The sequence below is a fragment of the Nocardia sp. NPDC046473 genome, from assembly GCF_040645995.1.
Lineage (GTDB): Bacteria > Actinomycetota > Actinomycetes > Mycobacteriales > Mycobacteriaceae > Nocardia.
Window position 1 is genome coordinate 1 of the sequence record NZ_JBEYZJ010000012.1, and the last position, 23,316, is coordinate 23,316.

The window sequence follows — 23,316 nt, forward strand, 5'->3', positions numbered from 1 at the left end:
TGTGGGAGAGTAGGACACCGCCGGAACATCATTCACGAAAGCCCCCCAGCTCACGCTGGGGGGCTTTCGTCGTTTCCGAACCAATCCCGGTGTGCGCCAGCACCAACACAGTTGTTGCCATCCAGACGCGCTACGGCAACGAATGCTAGATGACCATTCCAAATGGGAAGACCTCTGTTCCGGGTTATAGACCCAGGGGTGGTGTTGTTCCAGTGATCTATCAGTTGATGGGAAGGTTTGCGATGGCATTCGAAGGAACAGCGCGGCGCACGAAACGGACACGACGGTTGGCGTTCGTGGCCGCCGGACTATTGGCTGTGTCCGCCCTCGGTTACCACGTTGTCGCCCAAGCGCCCAGTTCGACGGCGGCAGACTCGGCAGACTCGTTCGACTGCACTGGTGGCGAGGCGAAAGTTGTCATCAAGAAGAAGGGCAACGGCTTCGTCGGCACTGCGGAACTGACCGGGGACTTCATAGAGTACGGCGACGAGCTGAGCAATTGTGTAGGCATTGGGGCCAACGGCACGTCCGGGCTCATCAAGTCGACCGCGGATGACGCGAACAAAACCTGTGTGTTGGAGGCCAAGATCGACAACGCCAACGGCCAGGACACGGACAGCACCGAGACCTCCCAGTCCGGGATGATCAAGATGGTTGTTCCGCAAGCCGGTGGTGCCGGGAAAGTGACGATCAAAGACACTACGAAGTCCGGTGAGAAGGTCACCGCCACGGCGACCCTCAAGGGCATCGAGTTGACGGACTGCAAGCTGGTCGAGGACGACACCATCACGGCAACAGATGTGGACGCGACCGTCGTCGAGCCGTAAGTCCGATCGAGTTGTCAACGCGCCACGTCGACAACGGTCGACGTGGCGCGGGCGCTCGAATCGCTGGACGCAGCATGTGCTGACGTGAAACAGGGGTGGACTGTGCTCGACGTACGCAAGGATGCCTTGGCTCGACTGGCGGTCACCATGGTTCGATACCGGCGTCGGGTGTTCGCCGGCTGGCTACTCGCCGCGATTGTCGGGTTGTTCGGATTGCCGCATCTACTGGGATCGTTGGTTTCGCCGCCGATCGAGGTGACGGGCTCCGAATCACAGCAGGCGGGTGCGATTCTCGGTGCGGCGTTACCGACCCTGGGGACCGACCCGATGATCGCGGTGTTGCACTCATCTACGTATCGTGCGACCGATCCGCCGTTTCAAGAGGCGATTCACGCTGGAAAAGCCGCGCTGGGGGAACAAGACGGCATCTCGGGAGTCGTGTCGTTGCCGATAGCGGGCGACCCCACGCCCGTTCGCCGGCTGGCAAGGACACTCGAACCGCTGCGGCCACTGTTTCACGACGAGCACACCGCATACCTGCTGGTGGGAACATCTGGGGAAGACCGGCAACGTCAGGATCGGATACCTGCGCAGCAGTCAGCAGTCGACGAGGCGACCCGAGCTGCCTCGACCGGCGCGGTGCGGACGTACTTGATCGGAGTTTCCGCCTTCGGACAGGCGATGCAGGAAGCCGAGATCGCCGACCTGATGCGCATCGAGTTGGTCGCGGTGCCCGCCGCGATCGTGGTGTTGCTGTTGGGATTACGGGCACCGGTGGCCGCATTTGTGCCCGCGCTCGCGGCTTGCGCTGCGGTGCTGACTACCTCGGGTCTGTTCACACTGTTGAACGGGGCCTTCCCGGTCGACGGCATGCTGCTGGTCGGGGTGAATGCGATCGGGCTCGGCATCGGCATCGACTACGCGTTGTTCGTGACGAATCGCTACCGGGAAGAGCTGGCGGCCGGCGCCGACCAGCTGCGGGCCATCGCGACGGCGGCGGCCACCACGGGGCGGACGGTCGTCTACTCGGGCCTGATCTTGTTGCTGGCAGTGCTGAGCCTGTTCTTGGTGCGGTGGCATGTGTTCGCGCAAGCCGCGGTCGGTGCCATGGTCGTGACCACGGTCGCGTTGGTGGCCTCGGTGACGCTGTTACCAGCCGTGCTGGTGTCGCTGACCAAGTGGCTGGAATGGCGCCCTCGATGGATGTCGAGGCGATCTCCGGGAGCTGGTGGTCGAGGACGGTTGACTCGATGGGCTGAGCATTTGATGCGGCACCCCTGGCCATACGTCGTCGCCGTCACCGCGGGATTGCTGGCTGCGGCGATTCCGGTGCCCGGCCTGACGCTGGGTATCAACCTCGAACGCCGCGCATTGGCAGACACCCCGAGCCTCGCTGGTCACGCCATCGTTGATCCGGATGCGCCCGGTTTGACCAGCACGTTCTTCATCGTGCTGCAGCGGCCTGCCGATTCCGGCCCGCCGGACGTCGGACCGTTGATCGCTGCCCTGAGTGCGGATCCGGAAGTGGCAGCGGCCAGTTCGATCGACGATGGCGTCGACGTCACCGCCGTGCTGATCGTCCCGAAGCACATGCCCGACTCACCGGCGATTGTCCGGCTGGTCGAGCGGATCCGAACCGAGATCGTGCCTGCGGCCGCGCCTTCCGGCGTTCGGGTTCTGGTAGGCGGTTCCAGCGCGCTGATCACCGACATTCTTCAGGAGACCGTGGCGAAGATGTGGTGGGTGATCGGCTTTGTCCTGATCCTGATGTTTGCCGTGCTGGTCGTGGTGCTCCGAAGCTTGCTGCTGCCGTTGAAGGCGCTGGCGATGAATCTTCTCGCGACCGGCGCGGCCTTCGGGCTGACCGTCCTGCTCTTTCAGGGCGACACGGGTGACGAGGTCTCCGGGCTGTCCGGGCCGGGATTGATCTGGCCGCAGGTGCCGTTCATCGTGTTCGTGCTGCTGTTCGCGCTGTCCACGGACTATGAACTGTTCCTTGTTCGCCGGATCCAGGAGGAGTATCTGGCCACCGGCGACAACCGGCGCTCGGTTGTCGTAGGTCTGCGGCGCACCGCCCAACCGATCTCGCTGGCCGCGGCGATTCTGGCCGTCGCCTTCGGCAGCCTGCTGGTGTCCCAGATCAGCGGCTTGCGAGTGATGGGATTCGCTATCGCGGCGGCCTTGATCATCGACGCCACCCTGATCCGGCTCATCCTGGTGCCCGCCCTGATGCAGATCATGGGTCGCTGGAACTGGTGGTTTCCCTCGATTCGACCGAAAAGTGCTGTGATGCCTGATGTTTCGCTTCCGAAGCAGATGGTTCGGCAATGACTGACGTTTGTGCATGACTGGTCTGTAGAAAGCAGGAGCTATGCAGCGTACGCGTTTCGAGTCGCTCGGCCGGTACACGCCGGAAACCGTTTGTTCCACCGATGAGCTGATCGCCAAACTCGCTGTGCGGCGGGCAATTGACCTGGAGCGGATCACTGGGATCAAGAATCGGAGGGTGTACGACTCGGATCCGGACCGGTACGAATGTTCATTCCAGTTGGCGCTCAACGCCATCAATGATTGCCTAGCGCGTTCCGAGTACACGGCAGCCGATCTCGACATCGTCATCTCGACGTCGATAACTCGGTTTCACGGCAAAGGAATCTTCTGTGGGGCACCGGCATTCGCGCAGATGCTGGGCCAGGCGATCGGCGCGACGCGGGCCAGGCATTTCGACGTCTCGAACGCGTGTGCCGGGATGATCACGGGAGTCCTTGTACTGGACCGGATGATCAAGGCGGGGGTGGTACGCAATGGGCTGGTGGTCAGCGGCGAACAGATCACGCCGATCGCCGAGACGGCGGTGCGCGAGATCAGCAAGTCGTACGATTCGCAGTTCGCGGCGCTCACCGTCGGCGATGCGGGGGTGGCTGTCGTGCTCGACGGGCGCGGCGACGACGACGACGAAATCCACTACGTCGAACTCATGACAGTCGCAGACGGGGCCGAGTATTGCCTCGGCATGCCAAGCGACAGCTCGAATGGGATTGCGCTCTATACCGATAACCGCGCCATGCAGAATCCGGCCAGATACCTGCAGGCGATACAGCGCATCGATACCTTCCTGAAGGAAACCGGCCGTAGCTGGGAGAGCGAGAAGTTCGACTACATCATTCAGCACCAGTTCAGTCGTCCGCTCGCCGAGTACATTTCACACCTGGCCGAGCAACATTTCGGTACTCCGATGCCGCAAGCGCTCGATGTGCTGCACGAGTACGGGAATACCGCATCGACATCCCACTTCGTGGTCCTGCACGAGCATCTCGCGCAGCAGAAGATCCCCAAAGGATCGAAGATCCTGATGACACCGCAGGCGTCCGGGACCGTGTCCGGTCACCTCGCCGCGACCATCTCACGACTGGAGGCCTGAGCCGTGCCAACCATGATCCTCGGCGCCGCGGTGAACACCGATCGGGATACCGGCAGCTATTTCGACCTGGCCGCGCGCGCCGCGCGCACCTGTGTCGAGCGTGCGGGCATCACCATCGACGAAGTCGGAATGCTCATCAACACCGGCGTCTTTCGGGACAACAACCTCGTCGAGCCCGCGGTGGCCGCGCTCATTCAGAAGCGGCTCGGGCTCGGGCTCGAATACGAGCCGGGCCGGATTCCTGTCGTCTCCTTTGATCTGCTGCACGGCGCCAACGGCCTGTTGCACGGCTTCACTACCGCCGAATGCTTTTTGGCTACTGGGGAAGTGAAGTACGTGCTGCTACTGGCCGGGGACGCCCATCCGTCGACCGAGCGCGCCGTAGCCGGATTTCCATACACCACAAGCGGGGCCGCAATACTACTCGGGAGTTCTTCCACCGCAGGCGGATTCGGTCGGTTGCAGGTCCGCGACACCACGGGTCCGGTCGAGGCGTCCGCCTGGCTGGATGTTGGCGAAGCTGGGTCGGACGGCCGCTCGACAGTAACGACACTGCCCGGAGCTGATCCGCTCGCTCTGGCCGCAGCCGCGGTACGCGCTTGCCTTGCCGAGGAAGGGCTCGATGACAGTGATTTCGCGGCTGGACGCGCAGTGCTGCTCGCACCGGCTCCCGGACCCGGATTCCCTGCCCGCCTTGCGGATACGCTCGGGCTCGCCCCGGCGTCGGTGATCGGTGTTCCGTCCGAGTTGGGCGACCCGTACTCTGCGGCACCTGTCCACGCATATCTGCACGCGCAGGACTCCGGCGTGCTCGACGCCGCCGATACTGTGCTGTTCCTGGCCGCATACGATGCCTCGGCCGTCTGCCTGCCCTACCGTCCACGGTTGCCCGCAGGTGTCGCGATGAGTTCCGCAAACGTTGCGAGGTACTGAGATTCGTCGTTGTGGCCGCAGGTATCGGATGTCATGGGCCACAACGATCTCGTTCAGAACAACCGGAACTCGGTGCTCTCCGTGCCGCGCAGCGCGTCGTAATCGAGGACGTGGCAACGGATTCCGCGGTCCTCGGCGAGGGTGCGGGCCTGCGGCTTGATCTGCTGCGCGGCGAAGACGCCGGCCACGGGGGCGAGCAGCGGGTCGCGGTTCAGCAGTTCGAGGTAGCGGGTGAGCTGTTCGACGCCGTCGATCTCGCCGCGGCGTTTGATCTCGACCGCGACGGTGGCGCCGTCGGCGTCGCGGCACAGCAGGTCCACCGGTCCGATGGCGGTCATGTACTCGCGGCGGATGAGGGAGAAGCCGGGGCCGAGGGTGGTGACGTGTTCGGCGAGCAGCACCTGAAGGTGCGCCTCCACACCGTCTTTCACCAGGCCGGGGTCCACCCCGAGCTCGTGCGAGGAGTCGTGCTCGATGTCCTCGATGGTGATGCGGAGTTCCTCGCCCGCCTTGTTGGTGACGACCCAGAGCGCCTTCGCGCCCTCGGGAATGTCGGCGGCGCCGCGCTCTTCCAGCCAGCACGGCGGGCTCATCCAGTTCAGCGGCTTGTACGAGCCACCGTCGGAGTGCACGAGGACGGAGCCGTCCGCTTTCACCAAGAGCAAGCGGCGGGCCATCGCGAGATGGGCGGTGAGTCGCCCCACGTAGTCGACCTGACAGCGAGCAATCACTAGGCGCACCCAAGCACTGTAGGTGACCGGGTGTGCGAGCTTGTCGTCAGCCCAACAGGATCGCGGCGGCCAGGATCGCGCTGGTGGTGAGCAGGGCCTGTTCCACCTTGGTGAATCGGCGGGTGACCGGCGTCTTGGTCCGGATCATGCCGTAGCCGACGGCCGAGCCGATGCAGAAGGCCAGCAGGTGTCCGACGTTGGTGAAGTTCTGCCCGAGCAGTACGCCGCCGATGGCGGCGACGAACCACACTGCGGCCCAGACGATCCGGAACCGGTTCGGTACCACGAAGACGAGGGCGCCGATCAACGCCATCGAGCCGTAGCTGATGCCGACGTCCTCGCTCCAGCGCACGCTCGCGGGCAGCCAGTCGAATTCGACGGCCACCCAGAGCCCGCCCGCGACGAGCAGCGTGGCGCCGATGTGCCCGGCCAGGAAGACGCGCACCATGTGCAGCGCGCCGAAGCGCAGCTCGGCCAGGCCGAGCAGGCAGGCCAGTAACGGCATGATCAGCCACGCGGTGCCGACGTCACCGATGACCAGCGCGCTGGACAGCAGGGTGACGACGCGTCCTTGGAGGAGGTTGTGCAGATTGGTGCTGGCGTGCAGCACCACCTTCGACTGGGCCGAGTCGCTCAGCGCCGAGAAAATTGACGTGACGATCACCAGCGCGGCCAGATAGCCTACGGTCGCGGGCACCCTCGGTCGCCACCAGCGAGGACCGACGACCGTTGTCGGGTCGTCCGTGATCGTGGCGACGGCCATGCGTACCTCCGTGTCTGTGCGGCGTCTCTCCATGATCGAGTTCTCCGCTGCGCTCGATCAGGGTATTCCCTGTGAAATTGCTGCGAAACTGATCGCCGGTGCTCATCGAGGACGGCATTCCGGCGGTGCCCTACTGTGCCACATCGGGCCGATCCCGGCAGGGGGAACGAGCTGACCAGGCAGTCTCCCGCACGGTCGACGCACCGGCCGTTCAGTGTCGTCTTCGGCCGGGTAATAGTCTGGGAGCATGCCTCGTCGGAAACCGCGCGCAGACGGTCACACGGGCCGCTCGCGGACGGGCGGCACACCGCTCGGTGATGTCTTCGGCCGGACCGAGGCGGGCCCCGACGGTGACGAGACGTATGTCGTTCGCACCATCCCAGGGGCCCGTGCGGTGAAGACCTACCGCTGCCCGGGGTGTGACCACGAAATCGCCCTCGGCGTCGCGCACATCGTCGCCTGGGCCGCAGACGGTGGTGAGGATGATCGTAGGCACTGGCACCGCGGTTGCTGGAATGGGCGCCAGACACGAGGGATCACTCGCCGCTGGTCTTGATCGCCCGATTGGTCCCGAATGTCCTTGTCGGCGAGGGTGTTTCCTCCGATAGGTGACATTCATGGCCAATGTCCGGTTGGCGCAGTCGATTCCGGGTAAGCATCGCTCGCCGGGAATTAGGAAGGCCGCCCCCGAAGGGGCGGCCTTAGGTTGAATTCGGTGACGCAGCAACTGATTTGGCGAGTACATGGGTAACTCGCCGGGGACCGGCTGACCCAGCCTGTCCCATCACCGCCGGCCGCCAACGTACTGTCGTCGCACCTTGGTCTGGCCTGAATTCGCGGAGAGGCGGGCTAGCCCGCCGTCAGTCAGTCAGTTGCTGATGTCGGCGTTTTCGCGCTCCTCGTCGACGATGTCGTCTTCCTCGGCGGCAACCTCGGAGATGGCCTTGCGGCTGGAGCCGGCGACCTGCTTGGTGTTGTTGCCGATCTTGCGCTGATCCGGGACACCGTCCAGCAGTTCGCTTTCCCGGTTGACCGCGGCGAGCATCGCGGGCACCGAGTCGAGCTGGCCGCGGATGCCGAGCAGCTGGGCGAGCACGCGTCCACGCAGCACGCGCATTTCCTCGGCCAGTTCCTTCGCGTGCGCGATCTTGCGCTCGGAGGTCTGGGTCGCGGAGGTGATGAGGCGGTTGGCCTCGTCGGTCGCGTCCTTGATCCGCTGTGCGGCCTCGGCGCGGCTGGTGGCCTCCAGCTCCTCCATGGCGCGGGTGAGCTTGGTGCGCCGCTCCGCCATGGTGACCTCGAAGTCCTGCTGGGTCGCCTTGCGCTTGGCATCGGCTTCCTTGCCAAGGCGGTCGGCCTCGGCCTGCGCGGCTTCGATGATCTTGGCGGACTCGGTGCGCGCGTTGGCCAGGGTCTGCTCGAACTCGATCTCGAGCGCCTCGCGCTTTTCCTTGGTTTCGGCCAGCAACGACTCGTACTTGCCACGCATCTCGGTGGCCTGCTGCTCCGCGATCGACACCATCTCCGCGGCCTCGGCCTGTGCCAGGGCACGGACCTCGGAGGCCTCGTCGGAGGCCAGCCGCAGCATGCGGGAGATGCGGTCGGACATGCCTTCCGCGGTGGTGGGCGGCACCGAGAGTCGGTCGACCTCCTTGCGGAGCTCGTCGATCTCGTCACGCGCATCCTCGAGCTGGCTCGCGAGGTTACGGGCTTGTGCCGCAGCAGCATCCCGGTCGGTAGCGGTGACCCTTAGTTCGGCGTCGAAGCGGTCGAAGTAGTTGCGTACCTCGTCTTGCGCATAACCCTTGCGCACAACGGTGAAGGGCAGTGCAACGAAGCGATTGCGATCGGACTCAGGTGACGACATGGCACACAAACTACAGCCTACAGAGACCTGATGGTGACTCGACCGCGAATGTGATTCCGAAGAGTTTTTCCGGCCCGATCTTGATACTAGTGCGTAACATTCGGGTTCGGCTCGACCAACTCGATCAGCACACCGCCAGCATCCTTCGGATGGATGAAATTGATGCGGGAATCCGCTGTTCCAGGCCTTGGCACCTCGTACAGCAAACGCAAGCCCCGCGCGCGCAGGTGCGCGGAGACCGCATCGATGTCGGTGACGCGGTACGCCAGTTGTTGCAGGCCCGCTCCGTTACGGTCGATGAACTTGGCGATGGTCGACTCCGCGTTGAGCGGGGCCAGCAACTGCAGGGCAGTCCCGCGATCCGGTGCGCCGGGCAGCGACAGCATCGCCTCGTGCACGCCCTGGGCATCGTTGACCTCGCGATGGGTCTCGATCATGCCGAGATTCTCGGCGTACCAGGCAACCGCGACATCCAGGTCGGGTACGGCGACGCCGACGTGGTCGACGGCGACGACGTAGTCCGCGGGGATGAAATCGGACGAATCCATAACGTTGCTCACTACTCGAAGGTAGCCGCTACCTGCGTACCGGCAACTTGGGCGTTGCGGTTACCGTGGAGTACAGAATCCTGCGAAACAAGATTGCGAGGCTTGTCGTGACCACAACCGTGATCGTCTCCGGTGCCCGTACCCCGGTCGGTCGGCTGCTCGGCGGCCTCAAGGACTTCAGCGGTTCCGATCTCGGCGGCTTCGCCATCAAGGCCGCGCTGGAAAAGGGCGGCGTCGCGCCGGAGCAGGTCGACTACGTGATCATGGGCCAGGTGCTCACCGCGGGCGCGGGGCAGATCCCGGCCAGGCAGGCTGCGGCGGCCGCGGGCATTCCGATGGATGTGCCCGCGCTGACGGTCAATAAGGTCTGTTTGTCCGGAATCAACGCGATCGCGTTGGCGGACCAGCTGATTCGCGCGGGCGAGTACGAGATCGTCGTCGCGGGCGGCCAGGAGTCGATGAGCCAGGCCCCGCATCTGCTGGAGAAGAGCCGCGAGGGTTTCAAGTACGGCGACGTGACGCTGCGCGACCACATGGCCTACGACGGCCTGCACGACATCTTCACCGATCAGCCGATGGGCGCGCTGACCGAACAGCGCAACGACACCGAGCCGGTGAGCCGGGAGGAGCAGGACGCGTTCGCGGCGGCCTCGCACCAGCGCGCGGCGGCGGCGTGGAAGAACGGTGTCTTCGACGACGAGGTGGTCCCGGTCTCGGTGCCGCAGCGCAAGGGTGACCCGCTGGTGGTCGCCGCCGACGAGGGCATCCGCGCGGACACCACCGCGGAGTCGCTGGCCAAGCTGCGTCCCGCGTTCCGCAAGGACGGCACGATCACCGCGGGCACGGCCTCGCAGATCTCCGACGGTGCGGCCGCGGTCGTGGTGATGAGCAAGGCCAAGGCCGAGGAGCTGGGGCTGAGCTGGCTCGCCGAGATCGGTGCCGCGGGCGTCGTCGCCGGCCCGGACTCGACGCTGCAGGACCAGCCGGCCAACGCCATCGCGAAGGCCTGTGCGCGCGAAGGCATTTCGCTTGCCGACCTGGACGTGGTGGAGATCAACGAGGCGTTCGCGGCGGTCGGTGTCGCGTCGACCCGCAAGCTGGGGATCGATCCGGCGAAGGTGAACGTCAACGGTGGTGCGATCGCTATCGGGCACCCGCTGGGCATGTCCGGTGCGCGGATCCTGCTGCACCTGGTGCTCGAGCTGAAGCGTCGCGGTGGTGGCGTCGGCGCTGCCGCGCTGTGTGGTGGTGGCGGCCAGGGGGATGCGCTGATCGTGCGCGTGTAACCGAGTTTCTTGCCACAGCCCCTGCGGATACCTTTCGCGGGGGCTGTGGTGTCTCTGGTGCGAAAGTCTTTCGCTGGTCCCGGCTTTCGCTAGGAGGGTCGTCGCGTGTGTCGACTCGATGTGACTCGTCCCACTACGACACGTCGTAGTGCATCCGGCACAATGGTGCGCATGGGCAATGTCTTCGACCTGAGTACTGTCGCGAAGCGCTTTCGTTTCATCGCGGTGCTCGAGGCGATCTCCTGGGTTTTCCTGATCGTCGGCATGGTGTTCAAGCGACTCCCCGAGCCGGTGCTGTGGCCGGTCAAGGTGTTCGGCATGACGCACGGCATCATTTTCGTGCTGTTCGTGATCGCCGCCATCATGGCCGCGCGTGAGCTCGGCTGGCACGCGAAGACCACGGTGCTCGCCTTGCTGTCCAGCATCCCGCCGTTCTGCACGGTCGTGTTCGAGATCTGGGCGGTCCGTTCGGGCAAGCTCGGCGAGCTGAGCAACGCGGTTTCTGCCGACTCCGGAGCCCCGGCCGCCGCGACGTCGTGACAAACTGGAAACCGTGACTCGACCTGCCGCACGCCGCCCTTCGCCAGCCGCTGTCGCCGCCATGTCCGGGGCAGTAGATCTCTCCGGACTGAAGCAACCGCCCGCCGGCGCACCCGGTGCGGCGAGCGGTGGCGACTACGCGGTGAACGAGGCGAACTTCGAGACCAAGGTGCTACGCCGCTCGGTGCAGGTGCCGGTGGTCGTGGCGCTGTACTCGCAGCGCAGCCCGGGCAGCGTCGAGCTGGTCAAGACGCTCGAGCGGCTGGTCGGCGAGAGCGGCGGCGCCTGGGACCTGGCCACCGTCGAGGCCGAGACCAACATGCGGATCGCGCAGGCGTTCGGTGTGCAGGGCATCCCGACCGTCATCGCGGTTGCGGGCGGCCAGCCGCTCGCCGACTTCCAGGGCGCGCAGCCCGAGGCCCAGGTTCGGCAGTGGCTGAGCGCGGTCATCGACGCGGTGGCAGGCAAGCTGCCCGGTGGCGAGGAGCCCGAGGAAGCGCCCGAGGATCCGCGCTTCGTCGCCGCGGAGACGGCGCTGGAGCAGGGCGACTACGCCGGGGCCGAGGCCGCCTACGAGGCGATCATCGCCGCGGAGCCGGGCAACGAGGAGGCCAAGGGCGCGCTGCGTCAGCTGCGGTTCCTCGGTCGCGCGCAGGTGCTGCCGGAGTCCGCGATCGCGACCGCCGACGCCGATCCCGACAATGTGGACGCCGCGCTGGACGCCGCCGACGTGGAGATGCTCAACCAGCAGCCGGAGGCCGCGTTCGATCGGCTCATCGGCGTGGTCAAGCGCTCGGCGGGCGACGAGCGCACCAAGGCGCGCACCCGGCTGCTCGAACTCTTCGAATTGTTCGATCAGGCCGAGCCGTTCGTGGTCGCCGCGCGGCGCAAGCTCGCCGCCGCGCTGTACTGAGCAAGGTCAGTTCGGGGCCAGCCAGACGGCGCTGTTGGGAGCCAACGCGATGGTGGCGGAGGCCGGGCGACCGTGCCAGCCTTCGTCAGTCGCCTTGACAGCGCCCAGGTTTCCGATGCCGGAGCCGCCGTATTCGGCGGCGTCGGTGTTCAGGATCTCGGTCCACTGCCCGGCGAACGGCAGGCCGACCCGATACTCGCCGTGCACCGAGCCGGAGAAGTTGTAGACGCACGCCACCACGGACCCGTCCGACCCGTAGCGCAGGAACGCCAGCACGTTGTTCGCCTGGTCGTTCGCCTCGATCCACGAGTAGCCGCCCGGGGTGGTGTCCTGGCTCCACAGTGCGGGGTGGGCGCGGTAGACGGCGTTGAGGTCACGGACTGCGGTCGTAATCCCTTGGTGCAGTGGGTTGTCCAGCTCTTGCCAGTCCAGGCCCCGGTCGTGTGACCATTCGCGGAACTGGCCGAAATCCTGGCCCATGAACAGCAACTGCTTGCCGGGGTGGCCCCACATGTAGGCCAGAAGTGCGCGCACCCCACCGGCTTTGGCGAAATCGTCGCCGGGCATCCTGGTCCACAGCGTGCCCTTGCCGTGCACTACTTCGTCGTGACTGATGGGCAGCACGAAGTTCTCGCTCCACGCGTACATCGCGGAGAAGGTGATCTCGTTGTGGTGCCAGGAGCGGTGGATCGGGTCGCGCTGCAGAAAGCCGAGGGTGTCGTGCATCCAGCCCATGTTCCATTTCATGGTGAAACCCAGGCCGCCGACATCGGTGCCGCGGGTGACGCCGGGCCAGCTGGTGGATTCCTCGGCGATGGTGACCACGCCGGGATGATGGCGGTGCACGGTGTTGTTGAGGTCCTGCAAGAAGTCGACGGCCTCCAGGTTTTCCCGGCCGCCGTGCACGTTGGGCTCCCAACCCCCTTCGGGGCGTGAGTAATCCAGGTACAGCATGGAGGCGACGGCGTCGACGCGCAGGCCGTCGATGTGGAATTCCTCGATCCAGTAGCGCGCGTTGGCCACCAGGAAGTTGCGCACCTCGTGCCGTCCGAAGTCGAAAACGTAGGTGCCCCAGTCGAGTTGCTCGCCGCGGCGCGGGTCGGCGTGCTCGTAGAGCGGGGTGCCGTCGAAGCGGGCCAGTGCCCATTCATCGCGCGGGAAGTGCGCCGGCACCCAGTCCAGCAGCACGCCGAGGCCTGCCTGGTGCAGCCGATCGACGAAGGCGCGGAAGTCGTCCGGGGAGCCGAAGCGCGCGGTGGGCGCGTAGTAGGAGGTGACCTGATAGCCCCAGGAACCGCCGAAGGGGTGCTCGGCGATGGGCAGCAGTTCGATGTGAGTGTATCCGGCGGCCTGCACGTAATCGGCCAGCTGGTCGGCCAATTCGCGGTAGCCGAGGCCGGGGCGCCAGGAACCGAGGTGGACCTCGTAGACGCTCATCGGCGCCTGGGTGGGGTCGGTGCTCGCACGGGTATCGAGCCACGCCTGGTCATGCCAGACGTAGTGGCTCTCGGTGACCACCGATGCGGTGGCGGGCGGTAGTTCGGTCGCGAACGCCATCGGGTCGGCATGGTCGATGGTGCGGCCGTCGGCGCCGTGCACGCGGAACTTGTACTTGGTGCCCGGCCCGACACCGGGCACGAACACCTCCCACACGCCGGACGAGCCCAGCGCGCGCATCGGGGCGGTGGTCCCGCTCCATCCGTCGAAATCGCCGATCACGGTGACACCGCGGGCATTTGGCGCCCACACCGCGAACGAGGTGCCGTCCACGTCGCCGTCGAGGGTGGTGTAGTGGCGCGGGTGCGCGCCGAGCACGTCCCACAGTCGCTCGTGGCGGCCCTCGCCGATCAGGTGCAGATCCAGTTCGCCGACCGTCGGCAGGAATCGGTAGCCGTCGGCGGAGAGAATGGTCTGGCCTCCTGGATAGGTGGTGAGGATGCGGTAGTCCATGAGGTCGGGGTAGGGGAGTACAGCGGCGAAAATGCCGTGTCCCAACGACTTCAGTGGATGGTCGGTGTTGCCGACGCGGGCGCTGACCGAGTCCGCTTGCGGGCGAAGCACACTGATCTCGGTGCCGTCCGGATGTGGGTGTGCGCCGAGCACGGTGTGCGGGTCACCGTGGGTGCCCGCGGCCAACAGCATCAGATCCCGGCGTCTCACAGTGTGCTCCGATAGGCGAGTTCGGTGCGCGCCTGCTGCGCGACCGGTGGCAGTGTGAGAATGTGCGCGACCGACGTCGACGGGTCGAGCCGCACGTAATTCGTTTGGGCCCAGTGGTATTCTTCGCCGCTCACCTCGTCGAGCACCACCGGGTGGTCGTGCCATTCGCGGCCGATGGCGGGCAGGTCGAGCGAGACCATGCCCCACTCGGCGGCGAACGGGTTCAGGTTCACCACCACGAGCACCGCGTCGCCGCTGCTCGGATCGACCTTCGAGTAGGCGATCAGCGAGTCGTTGTCGACGTGGTGAAAGTGGATGCAGCGCAACTGTTGCAGCGCTGGATGCGCGCGGCGGATCTCGTTGAGCCGAGTGATCCACGGCTCCAACGATTCCCCGCGCGCCAGCGCCTCGGCGAACGGGCGCGGGCGCAGCTCGTACTTCTCCGAATCCAGGTATTCCTCGCTGCCCGGCCGCACCGCCTGATGCTCGAACAGCTCGAAGCCGGAGTACACGCCCCAGCTGGGTCCGAGGGTCGCGGCGAGCACCGCGCGGATGGCGAACATGCCGGGACCGCCGTGCTGCAGGCTCTCGTGCAGGATGTCGGGGGTGTTGACGAACAGGTTGGGTCTGGCCTCGTCCGCCTTGGCCGCGAGTTCCTCGCCGAACTGGGTGAGCTCCCACTTCGCCACCCGCCAGGTGAAATACGTGTAGGACTGGCTGAAGCCGCGGCGCGCGAGGCCGTACAGCCGGGCCGGGCGGGTGAACGCCTCGGAGAGGAACAGCACGTCCGGGTCGGTGCGGCGCACCGTGGCGATCAGCCACTCCCAGAAGTCGGCGGGCTTGGTGTGCGGGTTGTCGACCCGGAAGATCTTGACGCCCAACGCGATCCAATGCCGGACCACGCGCAGCACCTCGGCGTACAGGCCGTCCGGATCGTTGTCGAAGTTGACCGGGTAGATGTCCTGGTACTTCTTCGGCGGGTTCTCGGCGAAGGCGATGGTGCCGTCGGGCAGGGTGGTGAACCACTCCGGATGGGTGGCCACCCACGGATGGTCGGGCGCGCATTGCAGCGCCAGATCGAGGGCCACCTCGAGACCGAGTTGTGCTGCGGTGTCGACGAATTCGGCGAAGTCCTCGGCCGTGCCGAGCTGCGGGTGCACGGCGTCGTGCCCGCCGTCCTTCGAGCCGATCGCCCACGGCGACCCGACATCGCCGGGCTCGGCGACGAGGGTGTTGTTGCGGCCCTTGCGATTCACCGCGCCGACCGGATGGATCGGCGGCAGGTAGACCACGTCGAAACCCATCGCGGCGATGCGCGGCAATTCCTTTGCCGCGGTGGCGAAGGTGCCGTGGATCGGTTTGCCCGCCTTGTCCCGGCCGCCGGTGGAGCGGGGGAAGAATTCGTACCACGAGCCGTACAGCGCGCGCTGCCGTTCCACCAGCACGGTGTGCTGCGGGCCGCGAGTCACCATGTCGCGCAACGGTGTCGCGCGCAGGATCTCGGTGATCTCCTCGGCGAACGCCGGTGCCACCCGGGCGGGCAACTGCTCGGCGCTGCGCAATGCGGCGGCCGCGGCGCGCAACCGCTCGAACTGTTTCTTCGGCACCGCCTGCGCGGCCCGGTCGAACAGCCTGGCCCCGATCTCGAGGTCGTTGTCCAGGTCCGCGGCGTTCTGCCCGACGGCGAGTTTCGCCTCCACCGCCGAGCGCCAGGTCGCGATCGGATCGCTCCAGCCCTCGATGCGGTAGGTCCAGGCGCCGGGCAGATTCGGGGTGAAGGTGGCGTTGAAGACGTCCGGCTCGAGATCGGGGGTCATCCGGATCCGGATCGGGCGCGCGGAGTTGGGGCCGCGCACGGTCAGCGTCGCCGCGACGGCGTCGTGCCCCTCCCGCCACACCACGGTGCGCACCGGGAAGACCTCCCCGACGACGGCCTTGGCAGGCCGACCGCCTGCGATGGACGGGGCAGTGTCATCGATTGCGATACGGCCGGTCACGGATTCAACCTACCGTCAGCGCCGGGGATGCACGGGATCAGCGCGGGAACCGTCGGGGGAGTGCGTCAGCGGGCGTCGGCCGCGAGACCCAGCCCGAGCGCGACGAGGATCGCGCCGAGCGCGCGTTCGATCCGCTGGCGGACGCCGGTTCGCCGCAGCCAGCTGCCTGCCCGGTCGGCGGCGAGCACAACGCCCACACACCACGCGGTGTCCACCACCAACTGGATCAACACGAGCGCGACCACGGTCGGCAGCACCGGGCCGCTGGACGGCAGGAACTGCGGCAGGATCGTCAATCCGAACACCGCCGCCTTCGGATTCGCGGCGATCGACACCAGCGACGCCCGGAACGCCGCCGCGGGCGTGCGGCCCGACGGCAGCATCTTCGTCATGGTGCTGCCGAACTCGTCGTCATTGCGCGCGCCGCGCCACGCCTGCACGCCGAGCCAGATCAGCACCAGCGCGCCGACAACATGCATCGTGACATTCAAAACATGGTTGGCAGCGAGGAGGACGGACAGTCCCGCGCCACCGGCGATATTCCATGCGAGCATGCCGATCTCGCCGCCGGCGACCGCTGCCAGCCCCGCACTGCGCCCGTCGCGGACGGAACGCTGCAGGGACAGGGCGGTCGCAGGTCCGGGGAGCGCGGCCAGGATCAGTGCGGCCAGCAGGAATTGGGGGAGAACGGCGACCCAGTGCGGCATCCGTCGATGCTGGCACGCGGATCACCGATCATGCCACCGTATTTGTGCCAACGTCTTTGGGGGCACCGACCCGGATAACGGATCTTTGTCGCGGCCCGAAAAACTGGACATGAGACTGAAAAGCAAACAGGTTCAACGGTTCTCGGTCAGCTCCGTTGTCGTCGCCGCAGTGGCCGGCGCCGCTTTGGTCGGGTTCACCGGACCGGCCGTCGCCTCACCGACCGATCCGGTCGTGCATTTCTCCCCCACCCTCACCCGGATCCCCGGTGGTGGCGACTGCGCCGCGATCATCAACGCCGAAACCGTCCCCCAGCCCCAGGCCGGCACGTTCGGCGTCCGCGTGAAGATCACCCAGACCGGCCAGCGCTGCGGCGCCTACCGCGTCGTGGTGCGTTTCAAGAACCTGGATTCCGGTTACAGCGACGGACAGTCGCACCGCGTCGACGGAAACGGCGTCATCGACGCACCGGACAACGTGATCACCGGTTTCGGCACTGCGCCGGGGGTCGGGCGGGTAGAGGCTCGGATCATCACCACGTTCGAGGACCATCGAGAGATGGAGTACCTGGCGGGGGACGCGGCGTTCACGCTCAGCTGAGCGTCGAGTGCTTGTCAGGGGTGGGCGTGAATACCGCTGCCGCCGGAGACGACGAGGTTGTCGCCGGTGAGGTAGCCGGCCGCGTCCGAGGCTGAGAAGGCCACCGCTTCGGCGATATCGGCGGGCACGCCGACGCGGCCGAGTGGGATGCCTTCGGCCCAGGAGTCGAGCATTTCCGGCGAGATGCCCATCTTGGCGTAGGCGGGGGTGTTGATCAGTCCGGGGCTGACGGCGTTGACGCGGATGTGGCGGGGGGCGAGTTCGAGCGCGAGGGACCGCATGAGTGGCAACAGTGCGCCCTTGGCGACTGTCATGGCAGGTCCGAGCCCCTCGCCGGCGCCGGTGCTCGCGACGGCGTTCGCATGCTTCGACGCCGCATCGATGACCTGGGTCGACAACGGCGGCAAGGGTGACATCATCGACCGCTACGACGAGTGCGTTGCCGCTGTGCGCGGCTGATCCGCAACGGAAATAGGGTTAGCCGGGGTCTCGGCGCGCATCGTAGAGTCGGCTCCGTGCTAGACGAGTCTTTCGAATGCCGCTGCGTCCTCGACCACGACTACGGCGACCGCGACGAAGCGGACGGGGCGGACCTGCGGATCATCGATGACGTGCAACAACAAGGATGGCACGTCGTCAAGGTCATCGATGGCGACATCCAGTTCGCCTACACAATCGGCCTGACCCACACCCACCGCACTCCCGAACTCGCCATGTTCGGCCTCGACGTCAACGCGATGCACAGCATGCTGAATATCTTGGGCGCCAAGGCCGCCGCCGGTGCCGTGCTGGCAGACGGGCAGCGGGACGACGACGTCATCGAGGGCCGCCCGGTCGCCCTCCGATCTGTCGACCCGAGCTGGTACCGCCCCTACTTCGGCCGAGCCATCGGCTTCTACCGGAAGACCCCGTTTTCCGTCCTCCAAGTGGCGTGGCCCGACCCGGACCATCACTTCCACTGGGAAGAACAGGCACACGAGCGAATTCGAGGACGGCAGCCTCAGCTATGGCTGAAGCCCGACGAGCACCCGGCGGACATCTGGACCGCCGACCTCTGATGGACGTGGACCCGCGGCTGGAAGCCTAGGCGAATTGTGTTGCGACAAGCGTACGACGCAGGTACGACGACTGTCGTGCCCTTTGTGGTGCGGGCTGCTGCGCCAAGTTTGCCGACAGCGGCGGTTGTGAGTCGTGCCGCCTGGGCGGCCCGTTGTCGCGGTGTTCGGTAGGGTTCGCGTGGTGAAGGCATTGCGTCGATTCACCGTCCGTGCCCATCTGCCTGAGCGGCTGGCCGCGCTCGGCGAGCTCGCTACGAATCTGCGGTGGTCGTGGCATCCGGCTACCCAGGATCTGTTCGCGGAGATGGATCCGCAGCGGTGGTTGGAGATGGGGCACGACCCGGTGCGGATGCTCGGGGAGGTGCCTGCCGCGCGGGTGGACGAGCTGGCGGCGGATCCGGAGTATGTGCGGCGGGTGGATGCCGCGGCGGCCGATCTGCGGGAGTACCTTGCGGCGCCGAGTTGGTTCGAGCGGCGCGCGGGGGAGGAGGGCGTGCGCGGGATCGCCTACTTCTCCATGGAGTTCGGGGTTACCGAGGTACTGCCGAACTATTCGGGTGGGCTCGGGATCCTGGCGGGCGATCATCTGAAGGCCGCTTCCGATCTGGGACTGCCGTTGATCGGTGTCGGATTGCTGTATCGCTCCGGCTATTTCCGGCAGACACTGTCGGCGGACGGCTGGCAGACCGAGCACTACCCGGACCTGGATCCGCAGGGTCTGCCGCTGCGGCTGCTCACCTCGGACAACGGTGGCTCAGAGACGGCGCCGGTGCTGATTCACGTGGCGATGCCGGATCAGCGGGTGCTGCGGGCTCGGGTGTGGATCGCGCAGGTCGGGCGGGTGCCGCTGCTGTTGCTGGATTCCGATATCGCGGAGAACGATCCGGAGTTGCGGGCGGTCACCGACCGGCTCTACGGCGGTGACCAGGAGCACCGGATCCGGCAGGAGATCCTGGCCGGTATCGGCGGCGTGCGCGCGGTTCGCGCCTACACCAACGCGACCGGGCTGCCCGATCCCGATGTGTTCCACATGAACGAAGGCCACGCCGGTTTCCTCGGCGTCGAGCGCATCCGCGAATTCGTCTCCAACGGACAGGATTTCGACACGGCGCTGGCGGCGGTGCGAGCGGGCACGGTGTTCACCACGCACACTCCGGTCCCCGCAGGCATCGACCGTTTCCCGATGCCGATGGTGCGCCGCTACTTCGGTGGCGCGCACGGCGAATCCGAATCCGCCATGCTCCCAGGACTTTCCGTCGATCGGATCCTCGCCCTGGGCCGCGAGGCCGATCCGTCCGTCTTCAACATGGCGCACATGGGCCTGCGACTTGCTCAGCGCGCCAACGGCGTATCGAAACTGCACGGCGAGGTCAGCCGCGAGATGTTCGCCCCGCTGTGGCCCGGCTTCGATGCGGCCGAGGTGCCCATCGGCTCGGTCACCAACGGTGTGCACGCGCCGACCTGGGCCGCCCGCGAATGGTTCGACAAGGCGCGCAAGCACATCGGTGCCGAGTTGGTCGAAGAGGCGCGCGGTTGGGAGCGACTGCGTGACGTCGATCTCGGCGAACTGTGGTCGACGCGGAATGCGTTGCGCGCCATCCTGGTTGCCGAGGTGCGCCGCCGGGTGCGCGCGTCCTGGCTGGACCGTGGCGCGGCGGAAGCCGAATTGGGCTGGGTGGACAGCGTTTTCGACCCGGACGTGCTGACCGTCGGCTTCGCTCGCCGGGTGCCGACCTACAAGCGACTCACTCTGATGCTGCGCGACCCGGAACGGTTGCGCGCCAGGCTGCTCGACTCCGACCGGCCGATGCAGCTGGTGGTCGCGGGCAAGAGCCACCCGGCCGACGACGGCGGCAAGGCGCTCATCCAGCAGGTTGTCCGCTTCGCCGACGATCCGGAGGTGCGGCACCGCATCGTCTTCCTGCCCGACTACGACATGTCGATGGCCCGCTACCTGTACTGGGGTTGCGATGTCTGGCTGAACAATCCGCTGCGCCCGCTCGAGGCGTGCGGCACCTCCGGGATGAAGTCCGCGCTCAACGGCGGTCTCAACCTGTCCATCCGGGACGGCTGGTGGGACGAGATGTTCGACGGCGAGAACGGCTGGGCCATCCCGACCGCCGACGGCGTCGCCGACGAACACCGCCGCGACGACCTCGAGGCCAACGCGCTCTACGACCTGTTCGAGCGCACCGTCGCGCCCCGCTTCTACGACCGCGACGCCGCGGGCATGCCGGTGCGCTGGGTTGAGATGGTGCGCCACACCCTGCAGACCCTCGGCCCGAAGGTGCTCGCCTCGCGCATGGTCCGCGACTACGCCGTCGAGTACTACGCGCCCGCCGCCAACGCCTACCAGCGGGCGACCGCCGACGAGTTCGCCGTCGCCCGCACCATCGCCGACTATCGACGCCGCGTCGAAGCGGCCTGGCCGTCGGTGAAGGTGATCCAGGTGGACAGCGCGGGCCTACCGGACACGCCGATCATCGGGGCCGGCCTGTCGCTGACCGCGCGCATCGACCTGGGTGGCTTGCAGGTCGCCGATGTCGTCGTGCAGGCGGTACTCGGCCGGGTGTCGACCGCCGACGACCTCTCCGACGTCACCACCGTCGCGATGACACACACCGGATCCGATTCCGGCGTCGAGCTCTTCACCGTGGACACGCCCGTCCCGCTGTCCGGCGCCGTCGGCTACACGGTGCGGGTGCTGCCGCACAGTGAGTTGCTCGCCGGTGACGCCGAGCTCGGATTGGTCGCCGCACCCAACGCCTGAAACGGCCGCACCAGCCCTTTCCGGTCGAGGACGGTCGGCGCGGCCGTGGGTCGGTCGAATTCTCCGATTCAGTGAATCGTCGGCTAACGTGCCTGGGCACGCCCGTACCACTCCCTGACTGGAGACCGCCCATGGCCACCGCCGTACCGACCGAGCCCCGAGGTCGCATCGACGCGTTCTTCGGCATCAGCGCGACTGGTTCGACCATGAAACGCGAACTGATGGCGGGCACGGTGACGTTCCTCGCCATGTCCTACGTCCTCGCGGTGAACCCGTCGGTGCTCGGCGACGAAGGTGCGTTGGGCGCCAAGGGCATTCCCATGCAGGCGGTGTTCACCGCGACCGCCGTCGCCGCGGTGTTCGGCACGCTGGTGATGGGGCTGTGGGCCAAGTATCCGATCGCCCTCGCCCCCGGTATGGGGCTCAATGCGTTCTTCGCCTACTCGGTGGTGCTCGGCATGGGCATCCCGTGGCAGGTCGCGTTGTCCGGGACCCTGCTGTCCGGGATCATCTTCTTCCTGCTCGCGGTCACCAAGGTGCGCGAGCGCATCCTCAACGCGATTCCGATGCAGATGAAGCTCGCCGTCGGCGCGGGCATCGGGTTGTTCGTGGCCTTCCTCGGGTTGAAGAACGCGGGCATTGTGGTGAACAGCGACGCCACCCTGGTCACGCTGGGCGATTTCACCAAGGGCACCACCCTGCTCGCACTGTTCGGGCTCGTGGTGACCGTGGTGTTCCTCGTCATCGGCTGGCACGGGGCCGTGCTGTACGGGATCGTGCTCACCGCGGGCGTCGGCATCGTCAGCGGGCTCGTCGATCTGCCCAACGGCGTCGTAGCTGCGCCGAAGGGGCTAGAGCACACCTTCGGTCAGGCGGTCATCCACCTGCCCGACGCGTTCACCGGGCAGATGGCCGTCGTCATCCTGACCATGCTCTTCGTCGACTTCTTCGACGCCTCCGGCACTCTGATCGGCGTCGCCAACCAGGCGGGTCTGCTCGACAAGGACGGCAAACTGCCGCGCGCCGCCAGCGCGCTGGCCGCCGACTCCGTCGGCACCATGGCGGGCGCGGTCATCGGCACCTCCACCACCACCGCCTACGTCGAATCCACCGCAGGCGTGTCCGCGGGCGGGCGCACCGGGTTGACCGCCGTCACCACCGCGGGCTGGTTCCTGGTCGCCATGTTCTGCTACCCGATCTTCGCCGTCGTCGCGGGTTCCGGCGAGGTGACCGCGCCCGCGTTGATCGTGGTCGGTGTGTTGATGTCGCGTGCGCTCGGCGAGATCGACTGGAATCGACTCGAGTATTCGGTGCCCGCATTCATCACGATCGTGATGATGCCGCTGACGTACTCGATCGCGAACGGTCTGGCCATGGGAATGCTGTTCTATCCGATCGTCATGGTCGCAAAAGGCCGGATCAAGGACGTGCATCCCGCGATGTGGGCACTGCTGGTGATATTCCTCGGATACTTCTTTTTCCTGGCGGAATGAACCCTGCAGGGGATGCGAACGTAGATCAGAATAAGACCGGGTCTTGGAGAGTCAGGGTGCCCCGTGCGACGATCGGACCGCGGTCCGCTTCATCGCCGAGGCCATTGACCAGCTGTTCGGAATCCGACTTGCAGGGACGAGGATCACATGACTACGAAATCTGTGCTCGATCGCGCCACCACCAACACTGAACTCGACGGAGCGTCCGCCGACATCGGCCTGCTTCTCATCCGCGTCGTCTTCGGCGCGTTACTCGTCGCACACGGCACCCAGAAACTGTTCGGCTGGTTCTGGGGCTACGGCTGGAACGCCAACGCCGCCATGTTCGACGGCATGGGTTACAACCCCGGCAAATTCTTCGGCACCTTGGCCGGCCTGAGCGAAATCACCGGCGGCGTGCTCCTCGCCCTCGGCCTCTTCACCCCGCTCGCCGGTGCCATCGTGCTCGGCACCATGATCAACGCGATCAATGTGACCTGGGGGCCGGGCCTGTTCGGCCAAGGCGGCTGGGAGACCCCGCTGCTCTTCGCCGTCGTCGGCACCGGCTTCGCCTTCATCGGGGCCGGCCGGTACTCGCTGGATCACGGGCGGCCGTGGCAGCGACAAGGATTGATGGTCGGCGCGGCAATGGTCGTGCTCGGCGTGGTCGCCGCGGTGGTCACCCTCGTCTTCAAGTGGATCCTCTGACCCACTCGACTCCGGCG

At 66.5% G+C, this 23,316-nt stretch carries 22 protein-coding genes; 14 read left to right on the top strand and 8 right to left on the bottom strand.

All coding sequences use genetic code 11. From position 1 onward, the window contains the following. Positions 1–242: 242 nt before the first annotated feature. The 4 genes from ABZ942_RS37080 (at position 243) to ABZ942_RS37095 (ending at position 5,181) form a co-directional block, all read left to right on the top strand. Positions 243–827 carry a hypothetical protein gene (locus ABZ942_RS37080; RefSeq protein WP_357390552.1) on the top strand — a complete coding sequence of 195 codons (585 nt, stop codon included), beginning with the start codon at positions 243–245 and terminating at the stop codon, positions 825–827. 84 nt (positions 828–911) lie between these two features. Beyond that, entirely contained in the window at positions 912–3,158 is a 2,247-nt protein-coding gene (locus ABZ942_RS37085) for an MMPL family transporter (protein ID WP_357390554.1), read from the top strand. Positions 3,159–3,198: 40 nt separating this feature from the next. Continuing rightward, positions 3,199–4,248, top strand: a complete 1,050-nt coding sequence (locus ABZ942_RS37090) for a 3-oxoacyl-[acyl-carrier-protein] synthase III C-terminal domain-containing protein (protein ID WP_357390556.1) — start codon at positions 3,199–3,201, stop codon at positions 4,246–4,248. A 3-nt stretch (positions 4,249–4,251) separates the two neighbouring features. Then, complete coding sequence (locus ABZ942_RS37095; protein WP_357390558.1) at positions 4,252–5,181, top strand: hypothetical protein; 930 nt, start codon at positions 4,252–4,254, stop codon at positions 5,179–5,181. Between the two features lie 53 nt (positions 5,182–5,234). On the opposite strand, the gene nucS is transcribed toward ABZ942_RS37095, so the two are convergent. Then, positions 5,235–5,921 carry an endonuclease NucS gene (nucS, locus tag ABZ942_RS37100; RefSeq protein WP_357390560.1) on the bottom strand — a complete coding sequence of 229 codons (687 nt, stop codon included), beginning with the start codon at positions 5,919–5,921 and terminating at the stop codon, positions 5,235–5,237. A gap of 37 nt (positions 5,922–5,958) precedes the next feature. Beyond that, complete coding sequence (locus ABZ942_RS37105) at positions 5,959–6,675, bottom strand: rhomboid-like protein (RefSeq protein WP_357390561.1); 717 nt, start codon at positions 6,673–6,675, stop codon at positions 5,959–5,961. 247 nt (positions 6,676–6,922) lie between these two features. On the opposite strand from ABZ942_RS37105, the gene ABZ942_RS37110 reads away from it, so the two are divergent. Then, positions 6,923–7,231 carry an ATP/GTP-binding protein gene (locus ABZ942_RS37110; protein WP_357390563.1) on the top strand — a complete coding sequence of 103 codons (309 nt, stop codon included), beginning with the start codon at positions 6,923–6,925 and terminating at the stop codon, positions 7,229–7,231. A gap of 312 nt (positions 7,232–7,543) precedes the next feature. Here ABZ942_RS37110 and ABZ942_RS37115 read toward each other — a convergent pair whose 3' ends face one another. Next, on the bottom strand, positions 7,544–8,542 hold the full coding sequence (locus ABZ942_RS37115; RefSeq protein WP_357390565.1) for a hypothetical protein: 999 nt from the start codon (positions 8,540–8,542) through the stop codon (positions 7,544–7,546). 86 nt (positions 8,543–8,628) lie between these two features. Beyond that, the gene (gene mce, locus ABZ942_RS37120) at positions 8,629–9,090 is read right to left on the bottom strand and encodes a methylmalonyl-CoA epimerase (RefSeq protein WP_357391160.1); all 462 of its coding nucleotides are present in this window, start codon (positions 9,088–9,090) and stop codon (positions 8,629–8,631) included. Between the two features lie 107 nt (positions 9,091–9,197). On the opposite strand from mce, the gene ABZ942_RS37125 reads away from it, so the two are divergent. The 3 genes from ABZ942_RS37125 (at position 9,198) to ABZ942_RS37135 (ending at position 11,829) form a co-directional block, all read left to right on the top strand. After that, entirely contained in the window at positions 9,198–10,376 is a 1,179-nt protein-coding gene (locus tag ABZ942_RS37125; protein WP_357390567.1) for an acetyl-CoA C-acetyltransferase, read from the top strand. A 162-nt stretch (positions 10,377–10,538) separates the two neighbouring features. Continuing rightward, entirely contained in the window at positions 10,539–10,916 is a 378-nt protein-coding gene (locus tag ABZ942_RS37130; protein ID WP_357390569.1) for a DUF3817 domain-containing protein, read from the top strand. A 61-nt stretch (positions 10,917–10,977) separates the two neighbouring features. Further along, positions 10,978–11,829, top strand: coding sequence for a tetratricopeptide repeat protein (locus ABZ942_RS37135; RefSeq protein ID WP_357391162.1), 852 nt, complete (start codon positions 10,978–10,980; stop codon positions 11,827–11,829). Between the two features lie 6 nt (positions 11,830–11,835). On the opposite strand, the gene glgB is transcribed toward ABZ942_RS37135, so the two are convergent. The 3 genes from glgB to ABZ942_RS37150 all read right to left on the bottom strand — a co-directional run bounded on the left by glgB (position 11,836) and on the right by ABZ942_RS37150 (position 16,693). After that, positions 11,836–13,971, bottom strand: coding sequence for a 1,4-alpha-glucan branching protein GlgB (gene glgB, locus ABZ942_RS37140; RefSeq protein WP_357391164.1), 2,136 nt, complete (start codon positions 13,969–13,971; stop codon positions 11,836–11,838). Positions 13,972–13,985: 14 nt separating this feature from the next. Beyond that, the gene (locus ABZ942_RS37145) at positions 13,986–15,986 is read right to left on the bottom strand and encodes an alpha-1,4-glucan--maltose-1-phosphate maltosyltransferase (RefSeq protein ID WP_357390571.1); all 2,001 of its coding nucleotides are present in this window, start codon (positions 15,984–15,986) and stop codon (positions 13,986–13,988) included. Between the two features lie 65 nt (positions 15,987–16,051). After that, entirely contained in the window at positions 16,052–16,693 is a 642-nt protein-coding gene (locus ABZ942_RS37150) for a LysE family translocator (RefSeq protein ID WP_357390573.1), read from the bottom strand. 109 nt (positions 16,694–16,802) lie between these two features. On the opposite strand from ABZ942_RS37150, the gene ABZ942_RS37155 reads away from it, so the two are divergent. After that, positions 16,803–17,291: a hypothetical protein gene (locus ABZ942_RS37155; protein ID WP_357390575.1), complete on the top strand. Its 489-nt coding sequence runs from the start codon at positions 16,803–16,805 to the stop codon at positions 17,289–17,291. Positions 17,292–17,305: 14 nt separating this feature from the next. Here ABZ942_RS37155 and ABZ942_RS37160 read toward each other — a convergent pair whose 3' ends face one another. Further along, entirely contained in the window at positions 17,306–17,605 is a 300-nt protein-coding gene (locus ABZ942_RS37160) for an SDR family oxidoreductase (protein ID WP_357390577.1), read from the bottom strand. Between ABZ942_RS37160 and ABZ942_RS37165 the strand changes: the two genes are divergently transcribed. From ABZ942_RS37165 to ABZ942_RS37185, 5 genes are all read left to right on the top strand, one after another. Next, positions 17,604–17,750: a hypothetical protein gene (locus ABZ942_RS37165; protein ID WP_357390579.1), complete on the top strand. Its 147-nt coding sequence runs from the start codon at positions 17,604–17,606 to the stop codon at positions 17,748–17,750. The genes ABZ942_RS37160 and ABZ942_RS37165 overlap by 2 nt on opposite strands. Positions 17,751–17,806: 56 nt before the next feature. Continuing rightward, positions 17,807–18,349: a DUF4262 domain-containing protein gene (locus tag ABZ942_RS37170; RefSeq protein WP_357390581.1), complete on the top strand. Its 543-nt coding sequence runs from the start codon at positions 17,807–17,809 to the stop codon at positions 18,347–18,349. A gap of 181 nt (positions 18,350–18,530) precedes the next feature. After that, on the top strand, positions 18,531–21,119 hold the full coding sequence (glgP, locus tag ABZ942_RS37175) for an alpha-glucan family phosphorylase (RefSeq protein ID WP_357390583.1): 2,589 nt from the start codon (positions 18,531–18,533) through the stop codon (positions 21,117–21,119). Between the two features lie 131 nt (positions 21,120–21,250). Then, positions 21,251–22,612 carry an NCS2 family permease gene (locus tag ABZ942_RS37180; RefSeq protein WP_357390585.1) on the top strand — a complete coding sequence of 454 codons (1,362 nt, stop codon included), beginning with the start codon at positions 21,251–21,253 and terminating at the stop codon, positions 22,610–22,612. 147 nt (positions 22,613–22,759) lie between these two features. Beyond that, positions 22,760–23,299 (top strand): DoxX family protein, encoded by a 540-nt coding sequence (locus tag ABZ942_RS37185; RefSeq protein ID WP_357390587.1) that lies wholly within the window; start codon positions 22,760–22,762, stop codon positions 23,297–23,299. Positions 23,300–23,316 lie beyond the last annotated feature (17 nt).

Bases quoted from the DNA above. Each gene is read 5' to 3' on its own strand.
- ABZ942_RS37160 (WP_357390577.1), bottom strand. From the start codon at position 17,605: ATGACAGTCGCCAAGGGCGCACTGTTGCCACTCATGCGGTCCCTCGCG.
- ABZ942_RS37090 (WP_357390556.1), top strand. From the start codon at position 3,199: ATGCAGCGTACGCGTTTCGAGTCGCTCGGCCGGTACACGCCGGAAACC.
- ABZ942_RS37155 (WP_357390575.1), top strand. From the start codon at position 16,803: ATGAGACTGAAAAGCAAACAGGTTCAACGGTTCTCGGTCAGCTCCGTT.
- ABZ942_RS37150 (WP_357390573.1), bottom strand. From the start codon at position 16,693: ATGCCGCACTGGGTCGCCGTTCTCCCCCAATTCCTGCTGGCCGCACTG.
- ABZ942_RS37165 (WP_357390579.1), top strand. From the start codon at position 17,604: ATGGCAGGTCCGAGCCCCTCGCCGGCGCCGGTGCTCGCGACGGCGTTC.
- ABZ942_RS37110 (WP_357390563.1), top strand. From the start codon at position 6,923: ATGCCTCGTCGGAAACCGCGCGCAGACGGTCACACGGGCCGCTCGCGG.
- ABZ942_RS37105 (WP_357390561.1), bottom strand. From the start codon at position 6,675: ATGGCCGTCGCCACGATCACGGACGACCCGACAACGGTCGTCGGTCCT.
- mce (WP_357391160.1), bottom strand. From the start codon at position 9,090: ATGGATTCGTCCGATTTCATCCCCGCGGACTACGTCGTCGCCGTCGAC.
- ABZ942_RS37135 (WP_357391162.1), top strand. From the start codon at position 10,978: ATGTCCGGGGCAGTAGATCTCTCCGGACTGAAGCAACCGCCCGCCGGC.
- ABZ942_RS37130 (WP_357390569.1), top strand. From the start codon at position 10,539: ATGGTGCGCATGGGCAATGTCTTCGACCTGAGTACTGTCGCGAAGCGC.
- glgB (WP_357391164.1), bottom strand. From the start codon at position 13,971: ATGCTGTTGGCCGCGGGCACCCACGGTGACCCGCACACCGTGCTCGGC.
- ABZ942_RS37080 (WP_357390552.1), top strand. From the start codon at position 243: ATGGCATTCGAAGGAACAGCGCGGCGCACGAAACGGACACGACGGTTG.
- ABZ942_RS37185 (WP_357390587.1), top strand. From the start codon at position 22,760: ATGACTACGAAATCTGTGCTCGATCGCGCCACCACCAACACTGAACTC.
- ABZ942_RS37180 (WP_357390585.1), top strand. From the start codon at position 21,251: ATGGCCACCGCCGTACCGACCGAGCCCCGAGGTCGCATCGACGCGTTC.
- ABZ942_RS37115 (WP_357390565.1), bottom strand. From the start codon at position 8,542: ATGTCGTCACCTGAGTCCGATCGCAATCGCTTCGTTGCACTGCCCTTC.